Raw genomic sequence first — 23,138 nt, 5'->3', positions numbered from 1 at the left:
GCGACGGGCCCGGTCCGGGATCACCGGGCGTCCGCGGATGAGTGCCACCCCCCGTGCCGGATACCTTTAGGTCGTGCAGCCAGCAAGTGACTCCCCCGAACGGCCCTCGGGCCGGCTCCACCGTGCCCGAGTTCTGTACCGGAACGTCTCCAAACGCAGGACCGCCTGGCTGTTGCTCAAGGACACGGTCAACTCGTGCATGGAGTACCGCATCCTCGGTCTCGCCGCCGAGGCCGCGTTCTTCACCCTGCTCTCGGTGCCGCCCCTGCTGCTGAGCGTCCTCGGACTGCTCGGCTACGTCGACTCCTGGATCGGCGCCGACACCACCGAGAGCCTGCGCGACAACATCCTGGACGCCTCCCGCGCGGTGCTCTCCGAGCGGGGCGTCAAGCAGATCACCGAGCCGATCCTGGACGACGTGACCAAGGGCGGCCGGCCCGACGTCATCTCCATCGGCTTCCTGTTCGCCCTGTGGTCGGGCTCCCGCGCGGTGAACGTCTTCATCGACACCATCACCGTGATGTACGGCCTCGACGGCGTCCGGGGCATCGTCAGGACCCGCCTGATGGCCTTCCTGCTCTTCATCGTGGCCCTGCTGATCGGCTCGATCGCGCTGCCGCTGATGGTGGCCGGACCGGACGCCGTGGTGCGGATCGTCCCCTGGTCGACGACGGTCGTACAGGTCCTGTACTGGCCGGTCGTGATCGTCCTCTCCGTGGCCTTCCTGACCACGCTCTACCACGTGTCCGTACCCGTGCGCTCCCCGTGGATCGAGGACGTCCCCGGCGCGCTGGTCGCCCTCGCCATGTGGGTGGTGGGCAGCTTCCTGCTGCGCATCTACCTCACCAGCACCGTCGAGGGCCCGACCATCTACGGCTCACTGGCCGCGCCCGTGGCCGTGCTGCTGTGGATCGGCGTGTCCGCGTTCGCGGTGCTCGTCGGCGCGGCGGTCAACGCGGCCATCGACCGGGTGTGGCCGGCCGCCGCCACCGCCGCGGCCCGCGAGGCCAACGAACGGCTGCGCCAGGCCCAGGTGGCCGAGTACGTGGCCCGCACCTCCGCGAACGGCGAGGGCGACCCCGACATGCCCTCCGAGTTCCCGGAACGCTGGTCCCGCTTCCTGCCCCCCGAGGACGTCACGGCCCGCCTGCGCACCCACCCGAAGAGCCCGCCGCCCGCGAACCACAACCACACCCACCCGGACGACGGCCACGGCCACGGCCAGGACAAGCCGGAGGCCTCCTAGTCCGCCGCCCGGGGCGGGCTCAGCGGGCGGTCAGCTCGTGGCGTGCCCGGGCCGCCGCGCCCAGCGGCACGGCGTCGGTCCCCAGGGCCGCCCGCAGCAGTTTGACGGGGTGGCCGCTGATCGGCGGCTTGGCGGCGAGCCGCTCCTGGATCAGTGGTTCGAGCAGCGTCCAGGCGCCGCTGACACCACCCCCGATCACGACCGTGCCGATGTCGACGAGGCCGGCGGTCATCACGATCGCGCGGGCGATACCGGCGCCCGCCGCCGCGTACACGGCGTGGGCGTCGGCGTCCCCGTCCCGGGCCGCCTCGGCCACCTCGCGGGCGGTCAGTCCCCGCCCGGTGCGCTCGCCGTAGCGGGCCCGCAGGGAACGGGCCGAGGCCAGCGTCTCCAGGTACCCCTTCGACCCCGCCATGGCCGACCCGGACCTGTCCGCCCGCCTGATCCCCGCCGCCGACCAGCCCCTGACCGGGGCCGACGAGTGAGCGCCCGTCCCGGCCTGGAGATCGCCGTCGTGTCCCCGGCCGGCGCGCGCACCGCCCGCGAGAACGGGGCGGACCGCGTCGAACTGTGCACCGGACTCGAACTCGGCGGCCTGACCCCCTCGACCGCGACCGTCGAGGCGGCCGCCGAGGCCGGGCTGCCGGTCCACGTCCTCGTCCGCTGCCGGCCCGGCGACTTCGTGTACGACGCCGAAGAGGTCGCCCTGATGGCGGCCGAGGTGCGCACCGCCCTGCGCGCGGGCGCCCGCGGCGTCGTCGTCGGAGCGCTGGCCCCGGACGGCGGCCTGGATACGAACGCCCTCGCCTCGCTCGTCGGCGCCGCGCGGGACACCGACCCCGCCGCGCAGGTCACGCTGCACCGGGCGGTGGACCAGGCGAGCGATCCGGTGGCCGCCGTCGCGGCGCTGCCGGGGCTCGGCATCAGCCGCGTCCTCACCTCCGGCGGCGCGCCCACCGCCATCGAGGGAAGCGCCGTGCTCACCACGATGGCCGCCGCGGCCCCCGGGGTCGACGTGGCCGCCGGCGGCGGAGTGCGGCCCGGCGACATCGCCGGTCTGCTGGCGGCGGGCGCCACCTCGGTGCACCTGTCCGCCAAATCCCGGGCCACGCCCCGGCGCGCGGCCGGCTGGGTGCCCCTCGGCGCCGGCGGCACCTCCGCCGACGAGGACACCCACTTCCTCACCGACGGCACCGTCGTCGCGGAGGCGAGGGGAGCGCTGGACGCGACCGCCGGACGGAGGGAGGAGGCCGTCCGGGACGCCCCTCGGTGAACGGCCCGCGGGCCGACCCGGGACACTGGCACCGTGGACGCACTCGCCGGACTGCTGGAGGGCCCCCGGGCCCGGGGGGCCTTCATGATCCGCGCCTGTTTCGACCCGCCGTGGGCCGTGCGCGTCGAGGACCGGGCGCCGCTGACCGTGATGCTGATGGTCCGCGGCGACGCCTGGATCGTGCCGGACACGGGGGAGCGGCTGCGGCTGCGTGCCGGGGACCTGGCCATCGCGCGCGGCCCCGACCCGTACGTCTGCGCCGACGACCCCGCCACCGCCCCGCAGGCGGTGATCCTGCCGGGCGGCACGTGCAGCTACCCCGACGGGCGCCCCCTCAACGGCTCGATGGACCTCGGCGTACGCACCTGGGGCGACCGCGCCGACGGCGAGGCGGTCCTGCTCATCGGCACCTACCTGGTCCGCGGCGAGATCGGCGGCCGGCTCCTCGACGCCCTGCCGCCGCTGCTGTCCCTCACCTCGGAGGCGTGGGACAACCCCCTCACACCCCTGCTGATGACCGAGGTCACGCGGGACGAGCCGGGCCAGGAGGTCGTCCTGGACCGGCTCCTCGACCTGCTGGTCATCGCCGCGCTGCGGGCCTGGTTCGCCCGGCCGTCGGCCGCGGCGCCGGCCTGGTACCGGGCCCTGGGCGACCCGGTCGTCGGCCGGGCACTGCGGCTGCTGCAGGACGACCCGGCACACCCGTGGACCGTCGCGACCCTCGCCGCCAGGGCCGGGGTGTCCCGCGCCGCGCTCGCCCGCCGCTTCACCGACCTGGTCGGCGAGCCGCCCATGGGGTACCTCACCGGCTGGCGCCTCGCCCTGGCCGCCGACCGGCTGCGCGACAGCGAGGACACCCTCGGCGCGATCGCCCGCCGGGTCGGCTACGGCAGCGCGTTCGCCCTGTCCACCGCCTTCAAGCGGGTGTACGGCGTCAGCCCGCAGGAGTACCGGGCCCCGGCCCCCGCGTGACACCGGATCGGCGTGCCACCTACGCGATCTGGCGGGCGTGACGCTTCTGGAGCTCGTCCCAGGGCTCGCGCTCGCCCTCGAAAGGACGGAGTCCTCGGTGTCCAGCAGCAGCCGGATCCCGCCCGGCAACAAGGAAACGGACACCCGGAACAGGCCCCGGCGAGCAGCGGGAAGGGACCCTCAGAAGCTCCTCAAGTCCGTTGAACGCCACGGGACATCGAGTAGATCATGGCCCCATGTTCGGACGACTCGCTCCACCGGAACTCAATGTCCTCGTCCTGCGCGACGCGGACGTCGTCGCCCACGGCATCCGCCAGGCGCTCGCCGAGGCGACACCCGAGGAACGGCCCGGACTGGAGCGCGCCGCCGCCCTGGTCGAGCAGGCCGCCGCGGCCCCCGACGCGGAACTGTTCGCCCGCTGGGTTCACGAACGCCTCGCCGCGGCCGGACACGAGGGCCCCGCCGACTCCGTCCAAGCGGTCAGGACCCTGCGCGAAGCGGCCCCCGGACTCAGCCTGCGCCAGGCCGTCAAGCTGTCGAAGGCGGCCGCGGCCCACCGCCCCTAGACGGCCGCGTTCACGCCGTCACGCGTGGGGTTCGCCCATTCCTCGCGGAGCATCCCGAAGAGCACGCTGTCGTAGCGCTTCCCGTCCAGCAGCACGGCCGACCGGCGGCGGCCCTCCTCGCGGAAGCCCAGCTTGGTGAAGGCACGCACGGCGCGCTCGTTGCCGCTCCAGGTGTCCAGCTCCAGCCGGTTGAGGCAGTACGCGCCGAACAGGTGGTCCACGAGCAGCCGCAGCGCGTCACCGCCGTGGCCGAGGCCCCAGAACTCCCGCTCGCCGATGGTGACTCCGAGTGTGGCCACGCCGGCGTACGGGTCCAGGTCCCGGTAGTCGGCCATGCCGATCACGCTGCCGCCCGCCAGGTCCTCGACCGTGAACACGGCCGACTCCCTCGGGTTCAGCCGCAGCATGGTGTCGAAACCGAGGGCGACCGCCTCCGCCGTGACCGGGCCGAAACACGGGTCGCCGGCCGTGGCCCAGCGCACCACTTCGGGGTCGTTGCGCCACCGCAGATGGTGCTCCGCGTCTTCGGAGCGCAGCGCACGCAGCCTGACCCGCTTTCCTTCGAACTTTCCTTCGAGCATCCCGCGACTCTAATCGATCACAGAACCGCCGGAGCCGCGGAACTCCTGTGCGGCAGGATGGCCGCATGAATCGTCACGCGCGTGTCCTGCCGGTGCTGTTGCTGGCCCCGCTGCTGCTCACCGCCTGCGGCTCCGAGAAGGCGGACGCCGACCGCCCGTCCGGTTCCCCGTCGGCCGCCGCTCCCGCCGCGGCCCCGGACACCGACGGGGGCGAACTCACGGCCCGCGCCCAGGCGATGGGCGTGGCACCCGAGCTGGTCTACGTCACCGAGGCCCCCGGGTTCACCCTGGCCCAGCAGTCCGTCGGCGTCCGCGGCGACGACGGTTTCTCCGCCACCTGGGTCGACGGCGGGACCAACGCGCTGCTGAGCCTCGCCGTCGAACGGGGCACGATCACCGCCGGCACCTGCCCCGAGCAGCCCGTCGGCGACATGTCCGGCGAGCACACCACCTGCGAGCGCGACGGCGAGGCCTGGTACCGCACCGGTGCCGGACGCCACGAGTACGCCCTCCCCGAGGAGGGCCACGTCGTCCGCGTCTCCGCCGAGACGGACGCCGTACCGCGCGACGTCCTGCGCGCGGCCGCCCTCGCCGCCCACCGCCCCGACGCCGCCGAGACCGACCGCCTCCTGCCCTCCGCCGATCCCGCGCCCGCCACGCCGGTCGAACGCGGCGACCTGCCCCGGTTCGGCGACGGCGCACCCGACAACCACGTGGACGTGGGCGGCTGACCCGGTCGGTAGGGTCGTCCGGCATGGCACCCCGACTGCTCCTCTGCACCCGCACCACCGCCTACCGCCACGACTCCATCCCGGCCGCCGTCGCCGCCGTACGGACGCTGGGGGAGTACGAGACCGACCACACCGAGGATCCGGCAGCCCTGGAACGGCCGCTCGACGCGTACGCCGCCGTCGTCCTCCTCTCCACCAGCGGCGACGTGCTCACCCCGGCCGGGCGTGCCCGGCTCGCCGCGTACGTCGAGGCGGGCGGCGGGTTCGTCGGGGTGCACGCGGCGGCCTGCACCGAGTACGGCTGGCCGTACTACGGCGAACTGCTCGGCGCCCGTTTCGACCGGCATCCCGCCTACCAGCCGGGCCGGGTGGTCGTCGAGGACCGCGACCACCCGGCGACGCGGAACCTGCCGCCCGTCTGGGAGTTCACGGACGAGTGGTACGACTTCCGCACCAACCCGCGCGGCTCGGTCCGTGTCCTCGCCCGCGCCGACGAGACGTCGTACGAGGGCGGCGGCATGGGCGACGACCATCCGCTGGTCTGGTGCCGCGAACAGGGCACGGGCCGCGTCTTCTACACGGCACTCGGCCACGCCGCCGACGCCTACACCGACCCCGACTTCCGCGCCCACCTGCGCGGCGGCATCGACTGGGCGACCGGCCGCGCCTGACCCCCTGTCGCGATGATCGATCGGGCGGGGCCGGCTGCTACGCCGTGAAGGCGGCCACCGTGTCCAGCCCCGCCTGCCGCAGCGTCCGGTGGACGGCAGGGCGGGCGCCCTGGACGGTGAGGGTGACCGGCTCCGGCGCCCGGGTCACCGTCCGCAACAGCGCGTAGGCGCAGGCCAGGTCGATGTGCTCCAGGCCGCTCATCTCCAGGGTCCAGGCCCCCGGTTCCCGCAGCCGCGGGTCGAGGAGCAGTTCCTCCAGCACGCCCAGCGCGGGCGCGTCCAGGGTCCCGGAGAAGGCCAGCACCGCGTGCCGCCCGTCGGCCTCGGCGATCCTTACGGGTGCGTCGTCCGTCACGACAACCTCCTCGGTGGCACGGTGCGGGCATGCGTGGCCTCCATTGTCCCGCAACCCTGCCGACAGGGGCGGCCCGGAATAGATCCGTTCGGTGCGGCGCTGTGCCTTGAGCGGTACGAGAGTGCGGCGAAGGGCTGGTGGGCACATGCGGTCAGGCCAGACGAACCCCGTGGTCAGGACGGTGTACGGGGCGGTACGCGGCAGGTACGAGCACGGGGTCGCCGTCTTCCGCGGCATCCCCTACGCGGCGCCCCCCTTCGGGCCGGGCCGGTTCCGCCCGCCCGCGCCGCCCGAGCCCTGGGACGGCGTCCGCGACGCGGGCTCCTTCGGCCCCACGGCACCGAAACCGCCGTACTCCGAGGCCTTCGCCCGGTACCTCTCCGACCCGGCGATCCCCGGCGACGACTGTCTCAACCTCAACGTCTGGACTCCCGAGCCGGGCCCCGGCGCCCGCCTGCCGGTGCTGGTCTGGCTGCACGGCGGTGCCCTGACCAGGGGTTCCTCCGCCGTACCGGTCTACGACGGCCGCACCTTCGCCCGGGACGGCGTGGTCTGCGTGTCGATCAACTACCGACTGGGTGTGGAGGGCTACGGCCTGTTCCCGGACGCCCCCGCCAACGCCGGCCTGCGCGACCAGATCGCCGCCCTCCAGTGGGTGCGGGACTCCATCACCGCCTTCGGCGGCGACCCCGACCGCGTCACCGTCGCCGGCCAGTCCGCGGGCGCCATCAGCACCGGCGCACTCCTCGCCGCACCCCGGGCCCAGGGCCTGTTCCGGCGGGCCGTGCTCCAGAGCGGCGCACCCGAAGCCTCCGACCGCGACAAGGTGCGGCGCATGGTCCGCCGCATGGCCGCCCGCCTCAAGATCCCCGCCACCGCCGAGGCCTTCGCCGCCGCCGACCGCGACCAGCTGCTGCGGGCCCAGGCCGAGGTGGGCAGGTTCAGCAGCCCCGTACTCGGCGGCCCCGGCTTCGGCCTCGTCGTCGACGGCGACGTCCTGCCCCGCGACCCCCTGGAGGCGCTCGTCGACGGCGACACGGCACCGGGCGTCGACCTCATGATGGGCTGGACCCGCGACGAGTACCGGCTCTGGCTGGTCCCCGGCGGCCTCCTCGAACGCGTCGACCGGCTCGGCGCGGTGGCCCTCGCGGGCGCCCGCGCCCGCTGCCACTGCGGCAACGAGGTGGTACGCGGCTACCGCGCGCTGCGCCCCGACGCGGGCGCCGCCGAAACCGTGGGCCAGCTGGTCACCGACCACCTGCTCCGCATCCCCATGCACCGCCTGGCCGACGCCCGGCCCGCATCCTCGTACGTCTACGAGTTCGCCTGGCCGTCCAACCTCCCCGACCTCGGCGCCTGCCACGCCCTGGAGCTGGGCTTCGTCTTCGACTCCGGCGACGGCCCCGACGCCCGCCGACTCGCGGGCGAGGGAGCTCCGCAGGCCCTGGCCGACGCGATGCACGGGGCGTGGGTGCGGTTCGTGGAGTCCGGAGACCCCGGCTGGGCGCCCTGGGACGCCACGCATCCCGTACGGATCTTCGGCGACGGCGACCCGCGTACGGCCTACGGCCCGCTCGACGCCGAGTACGACCTGTGGAAGGCCGACGTCACCACGCCCCGAGGAAAGCGGCCCAGGCGTCTGGTGCGACGGTGACGTGTCCCTGCGGGGCTTTGGAGTCTCGGATGTGGACGGCGGTGGGTTTTTGGGCGACCTCGGCGCAGTTGCCGCCTTCGTCGCCGCTGTAGCTGGACTTGCGCCATTCGTAGGCGACTTCGATGCAGTTGCCGCCCTCGCTGCCGCTGTAGCTCGACTTGAACCACCGAAGTGCGGTGCTGCTCATTGCTCTCCCAGGAGACGGTCCAGCAGTTCCCTCGTGTCCTCGGGGGTGAGGGCCTGAGACCGCAGCATCGCACATTTCTGCGTAAGGATCGCCACCTCATCGGGGTCGGCGATGAGTTGGCTGCCGCGCTGGTTCTCCGTGTAGGCGAGCCGCTGGTGTTCGGGGGTTTCGAGCAGGACGAACGGACCGTCGAGAGACGCGTGACTGGCGCGGTCCAAGGGCAGCACCTGGAGCATGAGCCCGGGTAGCTCGGAGCACGCACGAAGATGACGGAGCTGTTCTGCCCATACCTGCCGCCCACCAAAGGGCGCGTGGACGACCGGCTCCCACACCACGAAGCACGTGATCGGCGGCTCCTTGCCCTGAAGGATCCCCTGCCGCTCGATACGTGCCGCCGCCAGCCGGGCGATCGTGTCCTCGTCGTAGAAGGGCACGCGGCTGCGGAACACCGCCCACGCGTACGCCTCCGTCTGGAGCAGACCCGGCAGCACCTGGTTCTCGTACGACGAGATGGCGATGGCCTCCCGCTCCCGGTCCAGGAACTCCTCCGCCCACAACGGAACCAGATCCACCTCCGGCATCTTGCTCAGCGCGGTCGACAACGCCCCCTTGGTCTGGAGGAGTTCGTCGAGCTGCTCGGCGAGGTCCGGCTTCAGTGGGCGTCGGCCCTGTTCGATCGAGGCGATCTGCTGCTCGCCGATGACGAAGCGCTCGCCCAGGGACCGTTGGGTGTGCCCCGCCGCCTGCCGGTAGAGGGCGAGCAGCGCGCCCACCATCTTCATCGCGGAGGCGTTCCTCCGTGTCGTCGTGCCCATGAGGTCGAACTCCCCACCCGTGCGCGTACGTTCACCCTCGCGCACCCGTACAGACCGGCTGTACGGCCATGCGCACTGTCCCATCATGACCACGGAGCGTGACCCTCGTCACGTGAACAGTGAAACTCCACCCTCGTCCCCACGTGAGCGCCTCTACCGCCGTGAACGCCGGTCCGTCCCCGCCGCGCGGGAGTTCGCGAGGGAGACACTCGCGGACTGGGGCGTGCGCGGGCGCGCGGACGACGTGGTGCTGTGTGTCAGCGAACTGGCGACCAACGCCCTGCTGCACGGCGTACCGCCCGGCCGGGGCTTCCTGCTGCGGCTGTGGCTGCTGCCCTGCGGGGATGGCGTACGCGCCGAGGTCCACGACAGCGGGGACGGCGTACCGGCGGTGCCCCTGGACCCGGACGGGTCGGACGAGGGCGGGCGCGGGTTGCTGCTGGTGTCGGAGCTGGCGGACAAGTGGGGCGTGACGGAGCGGGAGCCCGGCAAGGTCGTGTGGTTCGAGTGTGTCGTCCCGGCGGACTGACGGGGCACGCCCGTCTGCCCTCGGGGGCCTTCACCGGATCTCCACGCTCCGTCACGTGCGACGGGTCAGGCCCAGCAGCCGTTCACGGTCGCGGCGAGGCCGTCCATGGCGTCCTTGATGTCGCTCGGGTCGGCCGTCGAGTTGTTCTCGATGAAGGAGAAGATCCGCCAGTCCCCGTCGTCGGTCCGCGTGACACCGCTCAGGGCGATGGCACCGGTGAGCGTGCCGGTCTTCGCGTGCACCTTGCCGACGGCGCACTCGGAGTCGGGGTCGTCGAAGCGTCCCCACTCCGGGCCGAGGCTGGCACCGGCCTCACCGGAGACGGGCAGGCCCTCCAGGATCGAACCCAGGGCGGGAGACTCCGTGATCGCGTCGAGGAGCTGTGCGAGGGTCGCGGCCGGAATGCGGTCGGCCCGGGAGAGGCCGCTGCCGTCGTGCATCTCGAAGTTGTCGAGGGAGATCCCGTACGAGCTGAGCACCTGGCGGACCAGCTCGGTGCCGCCCTCGAAGGTGCCGGGCTTGCCCAGCTCCACGGCGGTCATGCGGAGCAGCGTCTCGGCGATGTTGTTGTCGCTCGTCTTGAGCATCTGCCTGACGATGTCCGACAGCGGCGCCGACTTGTGCTGTGCCACCGGTACGTCGGACTGCTTCGCCGTCGCGCGGCCGACATCGCCGTCGACGGTGATGCCCTGCGCGGCGAGCTTCTCGGCGAAGACCCTGCCGGCGTCGATCGACGTGTCCTCGACGGCGGCACCGTCGACGACGAGCGAACGGACCGGCGCGACCTCGGTGGGGTAGTAGCCCTCGTTCCAGCCCTCGGCGAGGCTCGGGTCGGCGAACAGGCTGTCGTCCACCCGGACCTCGACGTCGGTCCGGCCCGCCGCCTTGAGCCCATCGGCGGCGGTCCTGGCCAGCTCGGCGACATCCTCGCTCGTGAGGGTGCGGTCGCCGCCGCCGACGAGGGTGAGGGTGCCCTCGCCGTACACGACCTTCGTGGTGAACTCGTGGTTCGCGCCCAGCAGCGTCAGGGCCGTGGTCGCCGTGGCGAGCTTGGCGTTGGAGGCCGGCATGAGGGCGGTGGAGCCGTTGTGGTCCCACAGGGCGGTGTCCGAGTCCGCGTCGAGCACCACGCCGCTGACGTCGGTGCCCAGGCGCTCGTCGGCGAGGCGCTCGTTGAGGTTCTTGACCAGCTGCGCGTCGTCGGCGGCGAGGTCGTCGACCGAGATGCCCTGCGCCTTCGGAGCGTTGTCGTCGGCGGCGAAGGCCGAGGTCCCGGCCAGGGTGGCGGAGGCCACCGGCACGGCCATCGCGAGCACGAGGGCCCGTCGCGCGCCGATGCGGCTCACTCTCGCCTTGCGGTGCCGGCGCCCTCCGCCCGGCGTGAACGTGTTGGTGGGGGTTCCGTCTGGCGTACCAGTCATGAAGTGAAGTCCAAAGATCGGTTACTTCGTTCTGTGGGGGTGAAGCGCTGGGCACGCTACCAGCCGCCATATGAAGGGCCGGGACGGAAATTGACGGGGTGTGAATGTTGTGCGACCGAATTACGGAACGGCTTTCCCGGCGCCCTCGTGAAGGGGGCCTTCCCGGCGCTGTACGGGCGATTCCGTTGCCCTTTCGGGCGCCGGGAAACGGGATTCCTGGGCATCGCCCCGCCACCGGGCGCGCACCGTTCCGCCACCGACCACCGCCAGGGCCGCCACCGCACCGGCGGCGATCACCCGCCCGAGGCCGGATCCGGTTCCGCTCACCGGAACCGCGGCGGCGGCCGCCACGACGCCCGCTCCCGCGCAGGCCGCGAGCGCCTCGCCCCACGCACGCGCGGTCCCGCGCCCCCACCGCCACGGCCACGTCTCACTCGTCACCAGGTAGGCGACCAGCAGCACGACCACACAGGCGCCCTCCCACCAGGCCGGGTCCCCGAAGGCCGCGACCACCACGACGGCACCGGCGAGCAGCGTGGTCCGTTGGCGGAGCAGCCGGTGGGACCACCAGAAGACGTTCAGCGAAGGCCGCCGGTCCGGCGAGGGCGCCGCCCACGCCGCGAGGACGACCGCGCAGCCGAGCGGCACCGCCTGCCCCGCCGTGGTCACCGTCGCCCACGGCCGCCACGCCATCACTACGGCCGCGACTCCCAGCACCCGCACGGGCACGGTGCCGATCCAGTAGCCGGAGTACTCCCGAAGGCCGCCCCGCCTGTCCAGCGCCGTCATCCCGCCCGTCCCCTCCCGCCGGCCCGCCCCGACAGCAGCGGCGCCAGCGCCGGATCCAATGACTCGCCCACGGTGTGCCGAAGCACCGGCACCCCGCTGTCCCGCAGGGCGAACCGCATCGCGTCGCGCTCCGCGCGCCACAGACGCAGGCCCAACTCGCCGGCCTCGTCGCCGGCTTCCACCTGAGGGTCTCCGCTGGGGATCTCCACGACGACGGGGTGGCGTCCCCGCGCCTGGAGGTCCCGCAGCACCGCCAGGATCCGTGCGTCGCTGAGCGGGGTGAACACGTACACGAGGGCACCCTCCGGCAGCGCGGGCGGCGGGACCCGCTCCAGCCCGTCGCCGCCGAAGGTGCGGTCCTTGCGGACGTCGAGGACGCTCTCGACGATGCGGTAGAACGCCGCGTCCCCGGTGCCCGGCGCCAGCCAGCGGGTGGTGCCGCCGGTCGAGACGACCCCCACCCGGTCGTGGGTGCGCAGGTAGGCCCGGGTGAGCCCGGCGGCGGCGCGTACCGTCTCGTCCAGGGAGGACAGCCCGGTCACCGGGTCGACGACGTCCCCGAACGCGTCGAGCAGCATCACCGTGTCGGCGGCCCGCTCGGCAGCGAACCGGTGCAGCTGCACGGCACCGCGCCGGGTCGTCGACGGCCAGTGGATGCGCCGCTGCCGCTCCCCGGGAACCCAGGGCCCCACCCCGATGACCTCGACGCCTTCCCCGGACTGCGGCGAGGCGTGCTCGCCGAGCCGCTGCGGCAGCCGTACCGGGATCGGGGTGAACCTCGCCTGTGCGGCGTGCGGGAACACGGACACCTCGGCCGCCTCGACGCGCACGGTGCGGCGCACGGTGCCGCCGGGGTCGTACACGTCGAGGTCCACCGGGCCGAGCGACCAGCGGCCCCAGTTCAGCGCCGTGTGGTGCAGCGTCACCACGGACCGGCCGACGGCCACCTCGTCGAGGCGCAGGCCGGGGCCGAGCGTGACACCCGGGTCGAGGCGTACGGCGTCGCCGTCGTGGGCCACCTCGATGCGGACGGTGACCGTGTCGCCCTCGAAGCAGCGCATCGGCTCGACGGTCACCGACGTCTCGATGCGGCGGGCGTGGGCGCGGGGCAGCGCGAGGGCGAGCAGCACCAACGGCGCCGCCGCGAGCGCGAGCAGCCACCCCCGCCCGGTGAGCAGCGCCGCGGCCAGCGCCACGGCGGCCACGGTCAGCAGGCGCAGCGTGCGCTCGCCCGGACGCGGTCCGCCGGGCGGCGGGGGCGGTGGCTGCGCGGGGGAGGTGCGGCCCTCGAGGGCGCGGACCACCGCCGCGCTCGGCCGGGGCCCGGGTGCCGGTCCCGCCGCCGGCGCGGGTGAGGTCACGACGACACTGCGGCCGTACGCCGCGTCGTCGGCGTACCGACGCTGTCGACTATTTCGCGCAGCACGTCGTCCGTGGACATCTCGCGCACCCACAACTCCGGCCGCAGCGACACCCGGTGGGCCAGCGCGGGCACCGCGAGGTCCTTGACGTCCTCCGGGACGACGTAGTCACGTCCGTCCAGCACGGCGCGGGCGCGCGCCAGCTGGACCAGGGCGAGTCCGCCGCGCGGCGAGGCGCCGATGCTGATCTGGGGGTGGCCGCGGGTCGCGCCGACCAGTGCGACGGCGTACTCCAGCAGGTCGTCGTCGATCTCCACGCGCTCCACGACGGCCCGCCACGCCACTACGTCGTCCGGTCCCGCGAGCCTCTCGAGCACGGCCTCGGGCGCGGCCCGGTCGATCCGGGCCCGCAGCATCGCCAGCTCCTCCGAGGCGGCCAGGTACCCCATCCGCACCCGTAGCTGGAACCGGTCGAGCTGGGCCTCGGGCAGGGAGTACGTGCCCTCGTACTCCACCGGGTTGGCGGTCGCGATCACCAGGAACGGGTCGGCGAGCGGCCGTGTCTCGCCGTCCACGGTCACCTGGGACTCGGCCATCGCCTCCAGCAGTGCGGCCTGCGTCTTGGGCGGCGTCCGGTTGATCTCGTCGGCGAGCAGGAGGTGCGTGAAGACCGGGCCGGGGTGGAACACCATCTCGCCGGTGCGCTGGTCGTACAGCGGTGTACCGGTGACGTCGGAGGGCAGCAGGTCGGGGGTGAACTGGATGCGGCGGAAGTCCAGGCCGAGCGTGGTGGCGAAGGACCGCGCCAGGAGCGTCTTGCCGAGTCCCGGCAGGTCCTCGACGAGGACGTGGCCGCCGGCCAGCACACCCAGCATCACGTGTTCCAGGGCGTCCTGCTTGCCGACGACGGCACGGCCGATCTCGCGCAGTACGGCACCGGCCTGCTCGCCGACCTGCTCGGCGGTGCGGAGCCGGGGCGTGGAGGTAGTCGTCACTTCGCTTGGTCCTTACCGGTACGGGGGGTGCGGGTGCGGGTGCGGGTCGGGGCGCGGTCGCGGTCGTGGGGTGCGCCGAGTGCTTCGAGGCGGTCGACGAGGCGGCGCAGTACGTCGACGGGCACCTCGCCCCCTGGCCCGGTGCCCGGCGGCACGGGCCCCAGCCACGGCCACAGCTCGGGGCCGACCAACTCGGCGGCCCGCTCGGGCTGATGTTCCAGGGACACGTGGTGGTGCTCGGCGAGAGCGGCGGCGTACAGGCGGCGCAGCTCGATCCGGAGCACCGCGCGGTAGTAGAGGGCGCCGTCGGGACCGGTGGAGGTCTTCACGTTGCGTCGCCACTCGCCCATGCCCGGGGCCCGGGTCCGCAACAGCCGCACCTCGTCCCGGTACGCGGAGTCGAGGGCGCCCGCCCCGGTGACGTACCGGGCGACGAGCAGGGCCGCGGCGACGACCAGGGCCACCAGGGCGCCGGCCGCCCCGGGGCCGTCGAGGAGCAGGACGAGCAGCACCCCCGAGCCGGCGACCGCGCCGGCGAGCAGCCCGAGCCGACGCAGCGTGAGCATGTCCTGCCCCGGGGCTTGATCCAGGGACCGGTTCACCGCTTGGCCTCCCCGTCCCGGACCGGGTCCGGTTCCCGGTCCCCGAGCAGGGACGCGATCTCCTCCAGGGCGGTGGCCGCGGCCGACCGGTGCGAGCCGTCCATCGGGTGCGAGGAGTAACGGGCCTCGCGGAAGAGCGCGGTGAGGCGCGGCGCGGCCGGGCCCGGGGCGAAGCCCGCGTCGGCGGCGCGGGTGAGCAGGTCGGCGGGGCTGTCGGAGGCGTGGCGCGGTACCCCGGACGCCGCGAGGGCGTCCTCCATCGCGGCGTAACAGGCGATGACGGCGGCGCGGGCGTCGTCGTCGGTGCCGGCCAGGGCGCGCCGGCCCGAGTGCACGGCGGACAGGAGCAGTCGCGCGTCGTCGTCCTGCGGCGCGGTGCCCGCCGGGCCGGGGCGGTGCGGCACGCTCAACCGGAACCGTCGCAGCCGCCGTACGACGGCCACCGCGACGAGCACGACGACGACCGCGGCCAGCACGGCGAGCACGAGATACAGCGGCAGGGAGGAGTGGTCCGTCGAACCGTGCGGGCGCTCCTGGGGCGGGGGAGTGGCGAAAGCCGGTTCGGGAGCCGGTCCGGTCGCCTCGGGCGGCGGTGGGCCGGGCGTGCCGTCGCCGGTGGAGAACCGGTGCAGGACCAAGGCCAGTACGCCGATGACGCCCGTCGCGGACAGCAGCAGGGGCGCGGCGACTTCCCGCAGCCGTTCCTCGACCGGCGGCAGGTCCATGCGGGCGGCGCCGAAACGGGGGCGAAGGCGCCGGACGGCCGTCCAGACTCCGATCGTCCAGGCGGCGGACGCCGCGATCGCCACGATGCCCCACCGGCCGAGCGGCCCCTGGCCGGAGTGCAGCAGCCCCTCCACGGGCCGCAGCACGAGTGCGGCGACCGCCAGTGCCCCGACGACTCCGACAGCGATCAGCGCCCCCGGCGCCGCGCGGTGCCCGGTCCGCTCCCCCTGCTCCATGCCGTCCGCCCCCCGCCGAACCCGTCGCCCCCGAAAGCCTGTTCAGTGCCATCTTGGCACATGCCGCACCTGCTGCCCGAGGGAGATCGGCTCCGTGGCCGACGTGATCGTCTGCGGGCGGCCCCCAGACATCCCCTAGCCCCGGTAGCGGGCGCGGCCCACGGCGGCGGCCACCGTCAGCGGGACGGTGAGGACCGCGGCGGTGAGGAACAGGCCGTGGTAGGCGTGACGTTCCGCGGGGCCGGCGGCGACGGCGCTGGCAACGGCGCTGCCGACGTAGAGGGCCACCCCGAACATCGCGACTCCGGTCGCACGGGCCGCCGGGGACAGGGCGGTGGCCCAGGACTGGATCGTGGAGTGCATGAACGACCAGCCGCCGCCGAGCAGCAGGGCGCACGCCACCAGCGCGGGCACCGACCGGTCGGCCGCGGCGCAGCCGAAGGCCACCGTGATCTGCACCCCGCCGGTCACGATCAGCCGGACCGGTGTCCACCGTCCGACCAGGCGCTTGACCATCTGCGCCGCGGCCATCGAGCCCACGCCGTACAGCGCGGTCACCGCACCGGCCAGGGCGGCCGAGGCACCCTGGGCCTCCAGCGCCGGCGCGATGTACGTGAGGAAGCCCAGCAGCACGGCCCCCTCGAACATCGCGACAGCCATGACGTACCACTGCCAGCGGGACCGCAGGACGATCCCGAAGGGGGCGAACAGCGCACCGGGCGCCGCGCGCGGCGGCTCCGGCAGCCGGCGCAGGGCGACGACCAGGTAGGCGGCGATCACGCCCGGCAGGGCGAAGACCACGCGCCAGCTCGCGTAGTGGGCCAGTACCCCGGCGACGACGGTGGCCACGGCGGTGCCCAGCGCGAAGGCGGTCATCAGCTCGCTGAGCGGACGCTGACGGACCGCGGCGGGCACCGTGTCGCCGACATAGGTGATGGACGCGGCGATGGACGCGGCGAAGCACGCGCCGGCCACGACGCGCGCCACGATCAGCACCGTCGCACCGGGCGCGAGCACCGAGGCGAGCGCGGCGACGGCGGCCCCGGCCAGTGAGATCCGCATGACCCGCACCCGGCCCAGGCGGTCGCTCGCCAGTCCCCAGACCGGCTGCATCAGGCCGTAGGCGAGGAAGTAGCCGCTGGCGGCGAGCATGACCGTGGTCAGCGGAACGCCGAGCCGGCTGCCGATGACCAGCAGCATGGGGGTGATGCAGAACCGGTCGAAGTTGCTGACGAATCCCGCCGTGCGCAGCAGGCGCAGGGCGGCCGGGGGCATGGGCACGGCGGCCGGGTCGGCGGGGTCGGCCGCCGGAGGCGGTGCGGAGGTGGTGAGGGACGGGTCGGCCGGGTCCATGGGGTGCTCCTCGAGTGGTGGTTGCCGGCCTGTCCGACCGGCGTGTCCAGCTCATCACCGCGGCCGGCCGGGCCGGCCCCGCAGCCGATTACCCTTGCTCACAGCCTGGGGCGCGGTGCGTCGCGCCGTCGCGGGCCGGTGGCGCGAGGAGGACCGAGGACGTGAACGGCGGGGGAACCAGCGACCCGCGGCGCGAGCTGGGAGCGTTCCTGCGCTCCCGCCGGGAGCGGCTCGGGCCGGCCGAAGTGGGGCTGCCCGGCTCACCGCGACGGCGTACCCCGGGGCTGCGACGCGAGGAAGTCGCCGAGCTGGCCGGGGTCAGCGCGTCCTGGTACGCCTGGCTGGAGCAGGGCCGGGTCCGCACGTCGGAACAGGTGCTGCGGTCGCTGGCGCGGGCACTGCGGCTGAACGCGGACGAAACCGCGCACGTGCTGTCCTTCGTCGAACAGGCCGTGCCGGCCGGGCGGCCGCCGGGATGGGTGTCGCGGAACCTGCTGTCGTTGGTGGAGTCGCTGGCACCGAATCCGGCCGCGGTGCTCGACCCGCACTGGGACCTGCTGGCCTGGAACTCGGGTTACTCGGGGCTGCTGACCGACCTGGCACGGCTGGCGCCCAAGCAGCGCAACCTGCTGTGGCTGGTGTTCCGCTGGCCGCCCGCCCGCACGCTGCTGGCCAGTTGGGAGCCCGAGGCGCGGAGTCTGCTCGGCCAGTTCCGGGCGAAGGCGGCCCGGCATCCGCAGGACGGCCGGTACGCCGAGATCACCGAGGAACTGCTGCACGACCCGGACGCCGCCCGCTGGTACGGCCGCAGGGAGACGGCGGCGTTCCACCCCGCCGTCCGCCACTTCCGGCACCCGCAGGCCGGTGACCTCCGCCTGCGGTACGTCAAACTCGCCGCCGTGGACGAGCCCGGCCACCACCTGCTGGCCTACCTGCCCGACGACCGGGCGACGGCACGGGGTCTTGGGCTGCTCGCCGGGCAGCGGTGACGGCCCGGGCCGCGCGGAGGCGGCTGCCGGGCCGTCGAGATTCACCGGTTGCGGGGTGTCAGGACGTGAGTACGGCCTTGATCACCGATCCGTCGGCGACCGCGTCGAGCGCGTCGGCGTGCCGTTCCAGCGGGAACGGCGTCACCAGGCCCGCCAGGCCGAACCGGCCGGTGAGGGCGGGCAGCAGACGCACGTACTCGACGAGATGGGCGCCGGTGAAGGCCCAGGAACCGACGACGTCGAGTTGCCGGTGGACGATCTGGTGCGGGTTGACCGCGGTGTCCCCGGCGTCGGTGTACTGGCCGATGACGAGGTAGCTGCCGCCCCGGCGGGCCAGAGCCAGGCCCTGGCCGACGGCAGCCGGTACGCCGGCGCACTCGATCACCAGGTCGGCGCCGTCCCCGCCGGCCGCGGACCGCGCCTCCCGCAGGACCGCCGCGGGGTCGTCGGCGCCGGCGATGTCCAGGTGGACGTCACCGATGCCGGCGGCCGCGGCCCGCTCCAGCCGTCCGGCCGGACCGCCGACGATCACCACCTTCGCGGCCCCGGCCAGGTGCGCGAAGGCGGCAGCCGCCAGTCCGACCGGACCGCTGCCCTGCACCACGACGCTCTCGCCGAGCCGCACCGGCCGCCGCTCGTACAGCGCGTGCGCCACGGTGGGCCCGGCACAGGCGAGGGACATGGCGGCGAGCGGGTCCGTGCCGTCGGGGACCTTGATCACGGTGGTGCCTGGCCGGAGCACGATGTGGTCGGCCCAGGCCCCGGACAGTTCCGGCCCGTCGGCGAGGGCGCGGTTGACGCCGTAGGTGCTGCGCCGCTCGCACAGGGTCGGTTCGCGGTGCAGCCGGCAGGGCGGGCAGACGCCGCAGGAGATGGAGGAGGCCCACATCACCGTGTCACCGGCCGCCAGTGGTGCCCCGGCGGCATCCCGGTGGGTGCCGGGCCCCAGCTCCCGTACGACGCCCAGCCCTTCGTGGCCCAGTACGAGGGGGACCGGGATGTCCAGGTGGCCCTGGCACAGATGCAGGTCGGTTCCGCAGACGCCGCCGTAGCCGCAGGCTACGATCATGCCGCCGGCGGGCGGCTCGGGCAGCGGGAACCTCCGCAGCGACAGCGGCCTGCCGAACTCCTCCAGGACGACGGCGCGTCCGGTGGGCGCGGCCGTCGCGGAGCGGCCGGTCACGACGCCACCGCGCACTGTGTCCGGGAGAAGGGGAGGGCCAGCGGACGCAGCGGTGCGGTGTCGCGGCACACCACGTAGTCCGGACGGGGTTCGCCCGCGGGCCGCGGAAGGTTCTCGGTGTCGTTGTAGGTGGCGATCAGCAGCCGGCGGGCGAACGGCGACATGTTGGGGGACGAGCCGTGCACGATCTCCGGGGAGAACAGCACGACGGAGCCGGCCGGGCCCTTGGGGCTGGTCATGCCGTGGCGGTCGACGTGCTCCGCGAGCTGCCCCGGCGACAGCGATATGTCGTCCGGGTCGAGGTGCTGCTCGGACCTGGCGGACGCCGACCGGCCCTCGTGGACGAGCCCGCGCCGGTGCGAACCGGGCAGGAAGATGACCGGGCCGTTGAACTCGGTGACGTCGTCCAGGAAGACGCCGATGTTGACCTGGCGCGGGGCGGGCAGGCCGTCGGCGATGTGCCAGGCGAGGAAGTCCTGGTGCCAGGCCCATTTGTCGCCGCCGAAGGCCGGCTTGGCGTTGATCTTGAACTGGTAGACGTAGACGTCGTCGCAGAGCAGTTGCCGCACCGGTGCCAGGATGCGCGGGTCGCGGACCAGTCCGGCGTACTCCGGCTGCCGTTGGTGCGAGGAGTAGACCGCGCGGACCTCCGTGCCGCCGTCCTCGGTCACCACCTGTGGCCCGGGGACCTTCGCGTCGCGTTCGAAGGCGGCGCGCAGTGTCTCCACCTCCTGCGCGTCGAGGAGGGATTCGAGCATGAGGAAGCCGCGCTCGTGGTATTCGGCGGCCTGTTGCTGGGTCAGTCGCATGCGCTTCTTCTCCTGGTTGGTCGGATGCGGGACGATGCGGATGTCATCCCATGAAGTGACCGCCGTCGACGACGAGTTGCTGCCCGCAGACATAGCCGCTGCGCGCGGTCACCAGGAACTCCAGGGCGTCGGCCATGTCCTCGGCCGTGCCGAGCCTGCCGCGCGGGACGGTCCCCAGAACGGCGCCGAGCCGCACGGGGTCGTCCAGGCGGTAGCGCTCGGTCACCTCTTCGGTGTCGGTGAACCCGGGCAGCAGGGCGTTGACCCGGACGTGGGGGGCGAGTTCGAGGGCCAGGCACTTGGTGAGCTGGAGCAGGCCCGCCTTGCTCGCGCAGTAGTTGGCGCCGTCGGCGCGGGGCCGGATCGCCGTGGTGGAGGCGACGTTGACGATGCTGCCCCCGCCGGCCTCCACCATCGCGGGGGCCAGGGCGCGGGTCAGGTGGAAGGGGCCGGAGAGGTTGGTGGTCAGGACCGTGTCCCAGTCCTGTGCGGTCATCGACAGGAACGGCCGGTCGCGGTTGACACCGGCGTTGTTGACGAGCACGGACGGCGCCCCGTGGCGGTCGGTGAGCGAGGCGCAGACCGTCCGGATCTCCTCCGGCCGGGCGAGGTCGCAGCGCAGCGTCTCGATCCGGCCGTCACCGGCCTTCTCGGTCCGCCGCGCGGCGTCGTCGTCACTCCGGTAGAGGGCGATCACCCGGTGGCCGAGGGCGGCGAGCCGGAGACTCAGTGCCCGTCCGATGCCGCGGGTGCCGCCGCTGACCACGGCGACCGTCATGACACCTCGGCGACGAGGTCGCCGCGCTTGAGGCCCGAGCCCGCGGGCACCTCGGCCGGGTCCGAGCCCAGGCCGGCGATGGCGTTGTGCTCGTCGACGAACACCACGTCGGGAACGAAGGAGGCGGCCTCTTCGTCGGTCATGGCGGCGTAGGCGATGAGGATGACGAGGTCACCGGGGCTGATGAGCCGGGCCGCGGCTCCGTTGATGCCGAGGACGCCGGAGCCGGCCGGGCCCTCGATGACGTACGTGGACAGCCGGGCGCCGTTGTCGATGTCGACGATGTCGACCTTCTCGCCGGGGAGCAGGCCGGCGGCGTGCATGAGGTCGGAGTCGACGGTGACCGAGCCGACGTAGTGCAGATCGGCCTGGGTGACGGTGGCGCGGTGGATCTTCGACTTCATCAGGGTGCGGTACATGCGGACTCCTTCACGTGGCGGGGGAGGTGGACGGGACGGTGATGCCTGGGCCCGGCCGGGTCACACCGGCCAGGTCGCGTAGCGGCGCATGCCGTACAGCAGGGGCGCCGCCTCGGCGGCGGGGACGTGTGTCTCGGTGTGCAGGACTTCGCCGATCACGACGGTGTGGTCGCCGGCCGGGACCGTCCGGGTGACGCGGCACTCGGCGGTGGCGTGGGAGTCCTGCGGCAGTACCGGCAGTCCGGTGAGGTGCCCGGGCCGCCAGGGGACGGTGGTGAACCGCTCGGCGGCCGGACCGGCGAACGCCTGGGCGGCGCGGCGCCCGCTGCCGTGCAGGAGGTTGACGGTGAAGGCCCCGCGGGCCGCGAGCACGGGGAGGGTGCTTCCGCCGGCTCCCGCGCACACCAGCAACTGCGGCGGGTCGAGGGAGACGGAGCACAGCGCGGTGCAGGTGAAGCCGTACGGTGTGCCCCGCGCGTCGGCGGTGGTGACGACGGCGACACCGCTGGGGTGCGAGCCCATCAGGGCCCGGAAGGCGTCGTGCGGCACGGCGTGTTCGTCCTCGGCACGGGGTGCGGAGGGCATCGAGGCCATGGCGCCCGCGGGGGTCACCACGAGAAGGCCCGGGCGTCGTAGAGGTTGACCCCGGTCGCGGCCTTGCCCAGGTACTCCAGGCACTCGTGCGGCTTGGCCGGCATCACGTGGGCGAACTGGACCTCGCGGATCAGCCGTTCCAGCGTGTGACCGCGGCTGACGGCGGCCGAGCCGCACAGCCGCAGCGCGTCCTGGGCCAGTCGCGGACCGGTCTCGCCCACGACGTACTTGGCGGCGTGCACCATGGCGTTGGCCTCCAGGCTGCCGCGTTCCGCGGTGACCAGGTCGCCGGCCTCGTGGACCAGGGCGCGGGCGGCTCGCAGACGGGCGGACATCCGGCCCAGTTCCTGCTGCACGACGGGCGAGTCGGCGCGGCCGGGGGCGGCGGTGACGTGGTCGACCGTGTGCCGGTAGAGGGACTCCACCATGCCCAGGTAGGCGCCGGTGTAGCCGGCGAACATCCAGTGGGGTTCGCGCACCACCTTGAACAGGGACATGCCCTCGACGCCGAGGTAGAGGCGGGAGCGGGGCACCACGACCTCGTCCAGCGTCATGGGCGCGGTGCTGGTGCCGTACATCGCCGACAGGTGCCGCACGGCGCCGAAACCGACGCCCGGGTCGTCGGCGGCGACGACGAAGTGCGAGACCTCGCCGCTCGCCTCGGCGTCGCCGTCGGCGGCGGCCACGACGTAGTAGTCGGCGGCGCCGGCCAGGGACACGAAGTCCTTCCTGCCGTTCAGGACGTAGTGCGTGCCGTCGTCGGAGCGGCGGTAACGGGTCCGCATGCTGCGGAGCTTCGCGCCGCGGCCGGCCTCGGACGTGGCGGAGGCGAACATCTTGCGCCCGTCCACCACCTCGCCCAGCATCCAGGCGCGGAAGGCGTCGGCGGCCGGGGACAGCCGGGTCCCGGCGGCTTCGGCGAGCGCGCCGACGACGACGTGGTGCATGTTGAAGCCGAGGGCCGCGGCGCCGTTGTGCGCGCCGAGCTCGGCCAGCACCCGCCAGTAGTCGCCGAAGCCGAGACCGGCGCCGCCGGCCTCCTGGGGGACGAGCAGGGCGAGCAGCCCGGACTCGCGCAGGACGCGGTAGGCCTCGTGGCCGTCGTCGTCCGCGGCGTCGGTGCCGGCGGCGAGCGGGGCGATCGCGGAGCCCGTCTCCGCGGCGAGTTTGAGGAGGTCGTCGAACTGGGTCGGCAGCGTCATCGATGTCCTTGGGGTCGGTTCTCGGCCGGTGGGTTGTCGGCCGGTCGGTTCTCGGCCGGTCGGTTCTCGGCCGGTCGGTTCTCGATCGGTCGGTTCTCGGC

26 protein-coding genes and 1 pseudogene are annotated in these 23,138 nt (G+C 73.8%); 9 read left to right on the top strand and 18 right to left on the bottom strand.

What is annotated here, in order from left to right; genetic code table 11:
* The first annotated feature begins 73 nt into the window (after positions 1 to 73).
* Positions 74 to 1,246, top strand: a complete 1,173-nt coding sequence (locus tag ABS735_RS26470; RefSeq protein WP_373903755.1) for a YihY/virulence factor BrkB family protein — start codon at positions 74 to 76, stop codon at positions 1,244 to 1,246.
* A gap of 19 nt (positions 1,247 to 1,265) precedes the next feature.
* Here ABS735_RS26470 and ABS735_RS26465 read toward each other — a convergent pair.
* Positions 1,266 to 1,655: pseudogene (locus ABS735_RS26465) on the bottom strand (ROK family protein); the annotation flags it as partial.
* 72 nt (positions 1,656 to 1,727) lie between these two features.
* Here ABS735_RS26465 and ABS735_RS26460 point away from each other — a divergent pair.
* From ABS735_RS26460 to ABS735_RS26450, 3 genes are all read left to right on the top strand, one after another.
* The gene (locus ABS735_RS26460) at positions 1,728 to 2,519 is read left to right on the top strand and encodes a copper homeostasis protein CutC (protein WP_373903756.1); all 792 of its coding nucleotides are present in this window, start codon (positions 1,728 to 1,730) and stop codon (positions 2,517 to 2,519) included.
* Positions 2,520 to 2,552: 33 nt separating this feature from the next.
* Positions 2,553 to 3,491: an AraC family transcriptional regulator gene (locus tag ABS735_RS26455; RefSeq protein WP_373903757.1), complete on the top strand. Its 939-nt coding sequence runs from the start codon at positions 2,553 to 2,555 to the stop codon at positions 3,489 to 3,491.
* 236 nt (positions 3,492 to 3,727) lie between these two features.
* On the top strand, positions 3,728 to 4,057 hold the full coding sequence (locus tag ABS735_RS26450; protein WP_373903758.1) for a hypothetical protein: 330 nt from the start codon (positions 3,728 to 3,730) through the stop codon (positions 4,055 to 4,057).
* On the opposite strand, the gene ABS735_RS26445 is transcribed toward ABS735_RS26450, so the two are convergent.
* Entirely contained in the window at positions 4,054 to 4,638 is a 585-nt protein-coding gene (locus ABS735_RS26445; RefSeq protein ID WP_373903759.1) for a GNAT family N-acetyltransferase, read from the bottom strand. The genes ABS735_RS26450 and ABS735_RS26445 overlap by 4 nt on opposite strands.
* A gap of 65 nt (positions 4,639 to 4,703) precedes the next feature.
* Here ABS735_RS26445 and ABS735_RS26440 point away from each other — a divergent pair, with 65 nt between their 5' ends.
* Together ABS735_RS26440 and ABS735_RS26435 are read left to right on the top strand one after the other, a co-directional pair.
* A complete protein-coding gene (locus ABS735_RS26440; RefSeq protein ID WP_373903760.1) occupies positions 4,704 to 5,369 on the top strand; it encodes a hypothetical protein in 666 nt (221 codons plus the stop codon).
* Positions 5,370 to 5,392: 23 nt separating this feature from the next.
* The gene (locus tag ABS735_RS26435; protein WP_373903761.1) at positions 5,393 to 6,040 is read left to right on the top strand and encodes a ThuA domain-containing protein; all 648 of its coding nucleotides are present in this window, start codon (positions 5,393 to 5,395) and stop codon (positions 6,038 to 6,040) included.
* 37 nt (positions 6,041 to 6,077) lie between these two features.
* On the opposite strand, the gene ABS735_RS26430 is transcribed toward ABS735_RS26435, so the two are convergent.
* On the bottom strand, positions 6,078 to 6,395 hold the full coding sequence (locus tag ABS735_RS26430) for an STAS domain-containing protein (protein ID WP_373903762.1): 318 nt from the start codon (positions 6,393 to 6,395) through the stop codon (positions 6,078 to 6,080).
* 145 nt (positions 6,396 to 6,540) lie between these two features.
* Here ABS735_RS26430 and ABS735_RS26425 point away from each other — a divergent pair, with 145 nt between their 5' ends.
* Entirely contained in the window at positions 6,541 to 8,049 is a 1,509-nt protein-coding gene (locus tag ABS735_RS26425; protein WP_373903763.1) for a carboxylesterase/lipase family protein, read from the top strand.
* On the opposite strand, the gene ABS735_RS26420 is transcribed toward ABS735_RS26425, so the two are convergent.
* A complete protein-coding gene (locus tag ABS735_RS26420; protein WP_373903764.1) occupies positions 8,003 to 8,236 on the bottom strand; it encodes a DUF397 domain-containing protein in 234 nt (77 codons plus the stop codon). The genes ABS735_RS26425 and ABS735_RS26420 overlap by 47 nt on opposite strands.
* The gene (locus ABS735_RS26415) at positions 8,233 to 9,051 is read right to left on the bottom strand and encodes a helix-turn-helix domain-containing protein (RefSeq protein WP_373903765.1); all 819 of its coding nucleotides are present in this window, start codon (positions 9,049 to 9,051) and stop codon (positions 8,233 to 8,235) included. Before ABS735_RS26415 ends, ABS735_RS26420 begins: the two co-directional genes overlap by 4 nt.
* A gap of 85 nt (positions 9,052 to 9,136) precedes the next feature.
* Between ABS735_RS26415 and ABS735_RS26410 the strand changes: the two genes are divergently transcribed.
* Complete coding sequence (locus ABS735_RS26410; RefSeq protein WP_373903766.1) at positions 9,137 to 9,580, top strand: ATP-binding protein; 444 nt, start codon at positions 9,137 to 9,139, stop codon at positions 9,578 to 9,580.
* Between the two features lie 65 nt (positions 9,581 to 9,645).
* Here the strand turns inward: ABS735_RS26410 and dacB are convergent, their stop codons facing one another.
* The 7 genes from dacB to ABS735_RS26375 form a co-directional block, all read right to left on the bottom strand.
* Positions 9,646 to 11,001, bottom strand: a complete 1,356-nt coding sequence (dacB, locus tag ABS735_RS26405; protein ID WP_373903767.1) for a D-alanyl-D-alanine carboxypeptidase/D-alanyl-D-alanine endopeptidase — start codon at positions 10,999 to 11,001, stop codon at positions 9,646 to 9,648.
* A 120-nt stretch (positions 11,002 to 11,121) separates the two neighbouring features.
* Positions 11,122 to 11,790, bottom strand: coding sequence for a hypothetical protein (locus ABS735_RS26400; protein ID WP_373903768.1), 669 nt, complete (start codon positions 11,788 to 11,790; stop codon positions 11,122 to 11,124).
* Positions 11,787 to 13,151, bottom strand: coding sequence for a DUF58 domain-containing protein (locus ABS735_RS26395; RefSeq protein ID WP_373903769.1), 1,365 nt, complete (start codon positions 13,149 to 13,151; stop codon positions 11,787 to 11,789). Before ABS735_RS26395 ends, ABS735_RS26400 begins: the two co-directional genes overlap by 4 nt.
* Positions 13,148 to 14,146: an AAA family ATPase gene (locus tag ABS735_RS26390; protein ID WP_373903770.1), complete on the bottom strand. Its 999-nt coding sequence runs from the start codon at positions 14,144 to 14,146 to the stop codon at positions 13,148 to 13,150. The genes ABS735_RS26395 and ABS735_RS26390 overlap by 4 nt, the downstream gene beginning before the upstream one ends.
* A complete protein-coding gene (locus tag ABS735_RS26385; protein WP_373903771.1) occupies positions 14,143 to 14,712 on the bottom strand; it encodes a hypothetical protein in 570 nt (189 codons plus the stop codon). The genes ABS735_RS26390 and ABS735_RS26385 overlap by 4 nt, the downstream gene beginning before the upstream one ends.
* 32 nt (positions 14,713 to 14,744) lie before the next feature.
* Positions 14,745 to 15,710 (bottom strand): DUF4129 domain-containing protein, encoded by a 966-nt coding sequence (locus ABS735_RS26380; RefSeq protein ID WP_373903772.1) that lies wholly within the window; start codon positions 15,708 to 15,710, stop codon positions 14,745 to 14,747.
* A 135-nt stretch (positions 15,711 to 15,845) separates the two neighbouring features.
* Positions 15,846 to 17,063: an MFS transporter gene (locus tag ABS735_RS26375; RefSeq protein ID WP_373903773.1), complete on the bottom strand. Its 1,218-nt coding sequence runs from the start codon at positions 17,061 to 17,063 to the stop codon at positions 15,846 to 15,848.
* A 161-nt stretch (positions 17,064 to 17,224) separates the two neighbouring features.
* On the opposite strand from ABS735_RS26375, the gene ABS735_RS26370 reads away from it, so the two are divergent.
* Positions 17,225 to 18,052, top strand: coding sequence for a helix-turn-helix domain-containing protein (locus tag ABS735_RS26370; protein ID WP_373903774.1), 828 nt, complete (start codon positions 17,225 to 17,227; stop codon positions 18,050 to 18,052).
* Positions 18,053 to 18,110: 58 nt separating this feature from the next.
* Here the strand turns inward: ABS735_RS26370 and ABS735_RS26365 are convergent, their stop codons facing one another.
* Genes ABS735_RS26365 through ABS735_RS26340 form a run of 6 tightly spaced genes read right to left on the bottom strand, consistent with a single transcriptional unit; the run spans position 18,111 to position 23,037 of the window.
* Positions 18,111 to 19,235 carry a zinc-binding dehydrogenase gene (locus ABS735_RS26365; RefSeq protein WP_373903775.1) on the bottom strand — a complete coding sequence of 375 codons (1,125 nt, stop codon included), beginning with the start codon at positions 19,233 to 19,235 and terminating at the stop codon, positions 18,111 to 18,113.
* On the bottom strand, positions 19,232 to 20,044 hold the full coding sequence (locus tag ABS735_RS26360; RefSeq protein ID WP_373903776.1) for a phytanoyl-CoA dioxygenase family protein: 813 nt from the start codon (positions 20,042 to 20,044) through the stop codon (positions 19,232 to 19,234). The genes ABS735_RS26365 and ABS735_RS26360 overlap by 4 nt, the downstream gene beginning before the upstream one ends.
* Before the next feature lie 43 nt (positions 20,045 to 20,087).
* Entirely contained in the window at positions 20,088 to 20,822 is a 735-nt protein-coding gene (locus ABS735_RS26355) for an SDR family NAD(P)-dependent oxidoreductase (protein ID WP_373903777.1), read from the bottom strand.
* Complete coding sequence (panD, locus tag ABS735_RS26350) at positions 20,819 to 21,241, bottom strand: aspartate 1-decarboxylase (RefSeq protein WP_373903778.1); 423 nt, start codon at positions 21,239 to 21,241, stop codon at positions 20,819 to 20,821. The genes ABS735_RS26355 and panD overlap by 4 nt, the downstream gene beginning before the upstream one ends.
* A 60-nt stretch (positions 21,242 to 21,301) precedes the next feature.
* Entirely contained in the window at positions 21,302 to 21,826 is a 525-nt protein-coding gene (locus ABS735_RS26345; protein ID WP_373903779.1) for a flavin reductase family protein, read from the bottom strand.
* Positions 21,827 to 21,849: 23 nt separating this feature from the next.
* On the bottom strand, positions 21,850 to 23,037 hold the full coding sequence (locus ABS735_RS26340) for an acyl-CoA dehydrogenase family protein (RefSeq protein ID WP_373903780.1): 1,188 nt from the start codon (positions 23,035 to 23,037) through the stop codon (positions 21,850 to 21,852).
* Positions 23,038 to 23,138: the final 101 nt, after the last annotated feature.

Source organism: Streptomyces sp. MMCC 100, assembly GCF_041538145.2.
Classification (GTDB): Bacteria; Actinomycetota; Actinomycetes; order Streptomycetales; family Streptomycetaceae; genus Streptomyces.
Note: the sequence above shows the minus strand (reverse complement) of the source record. Positions and strands in the feature narration are given on the sequence as shown.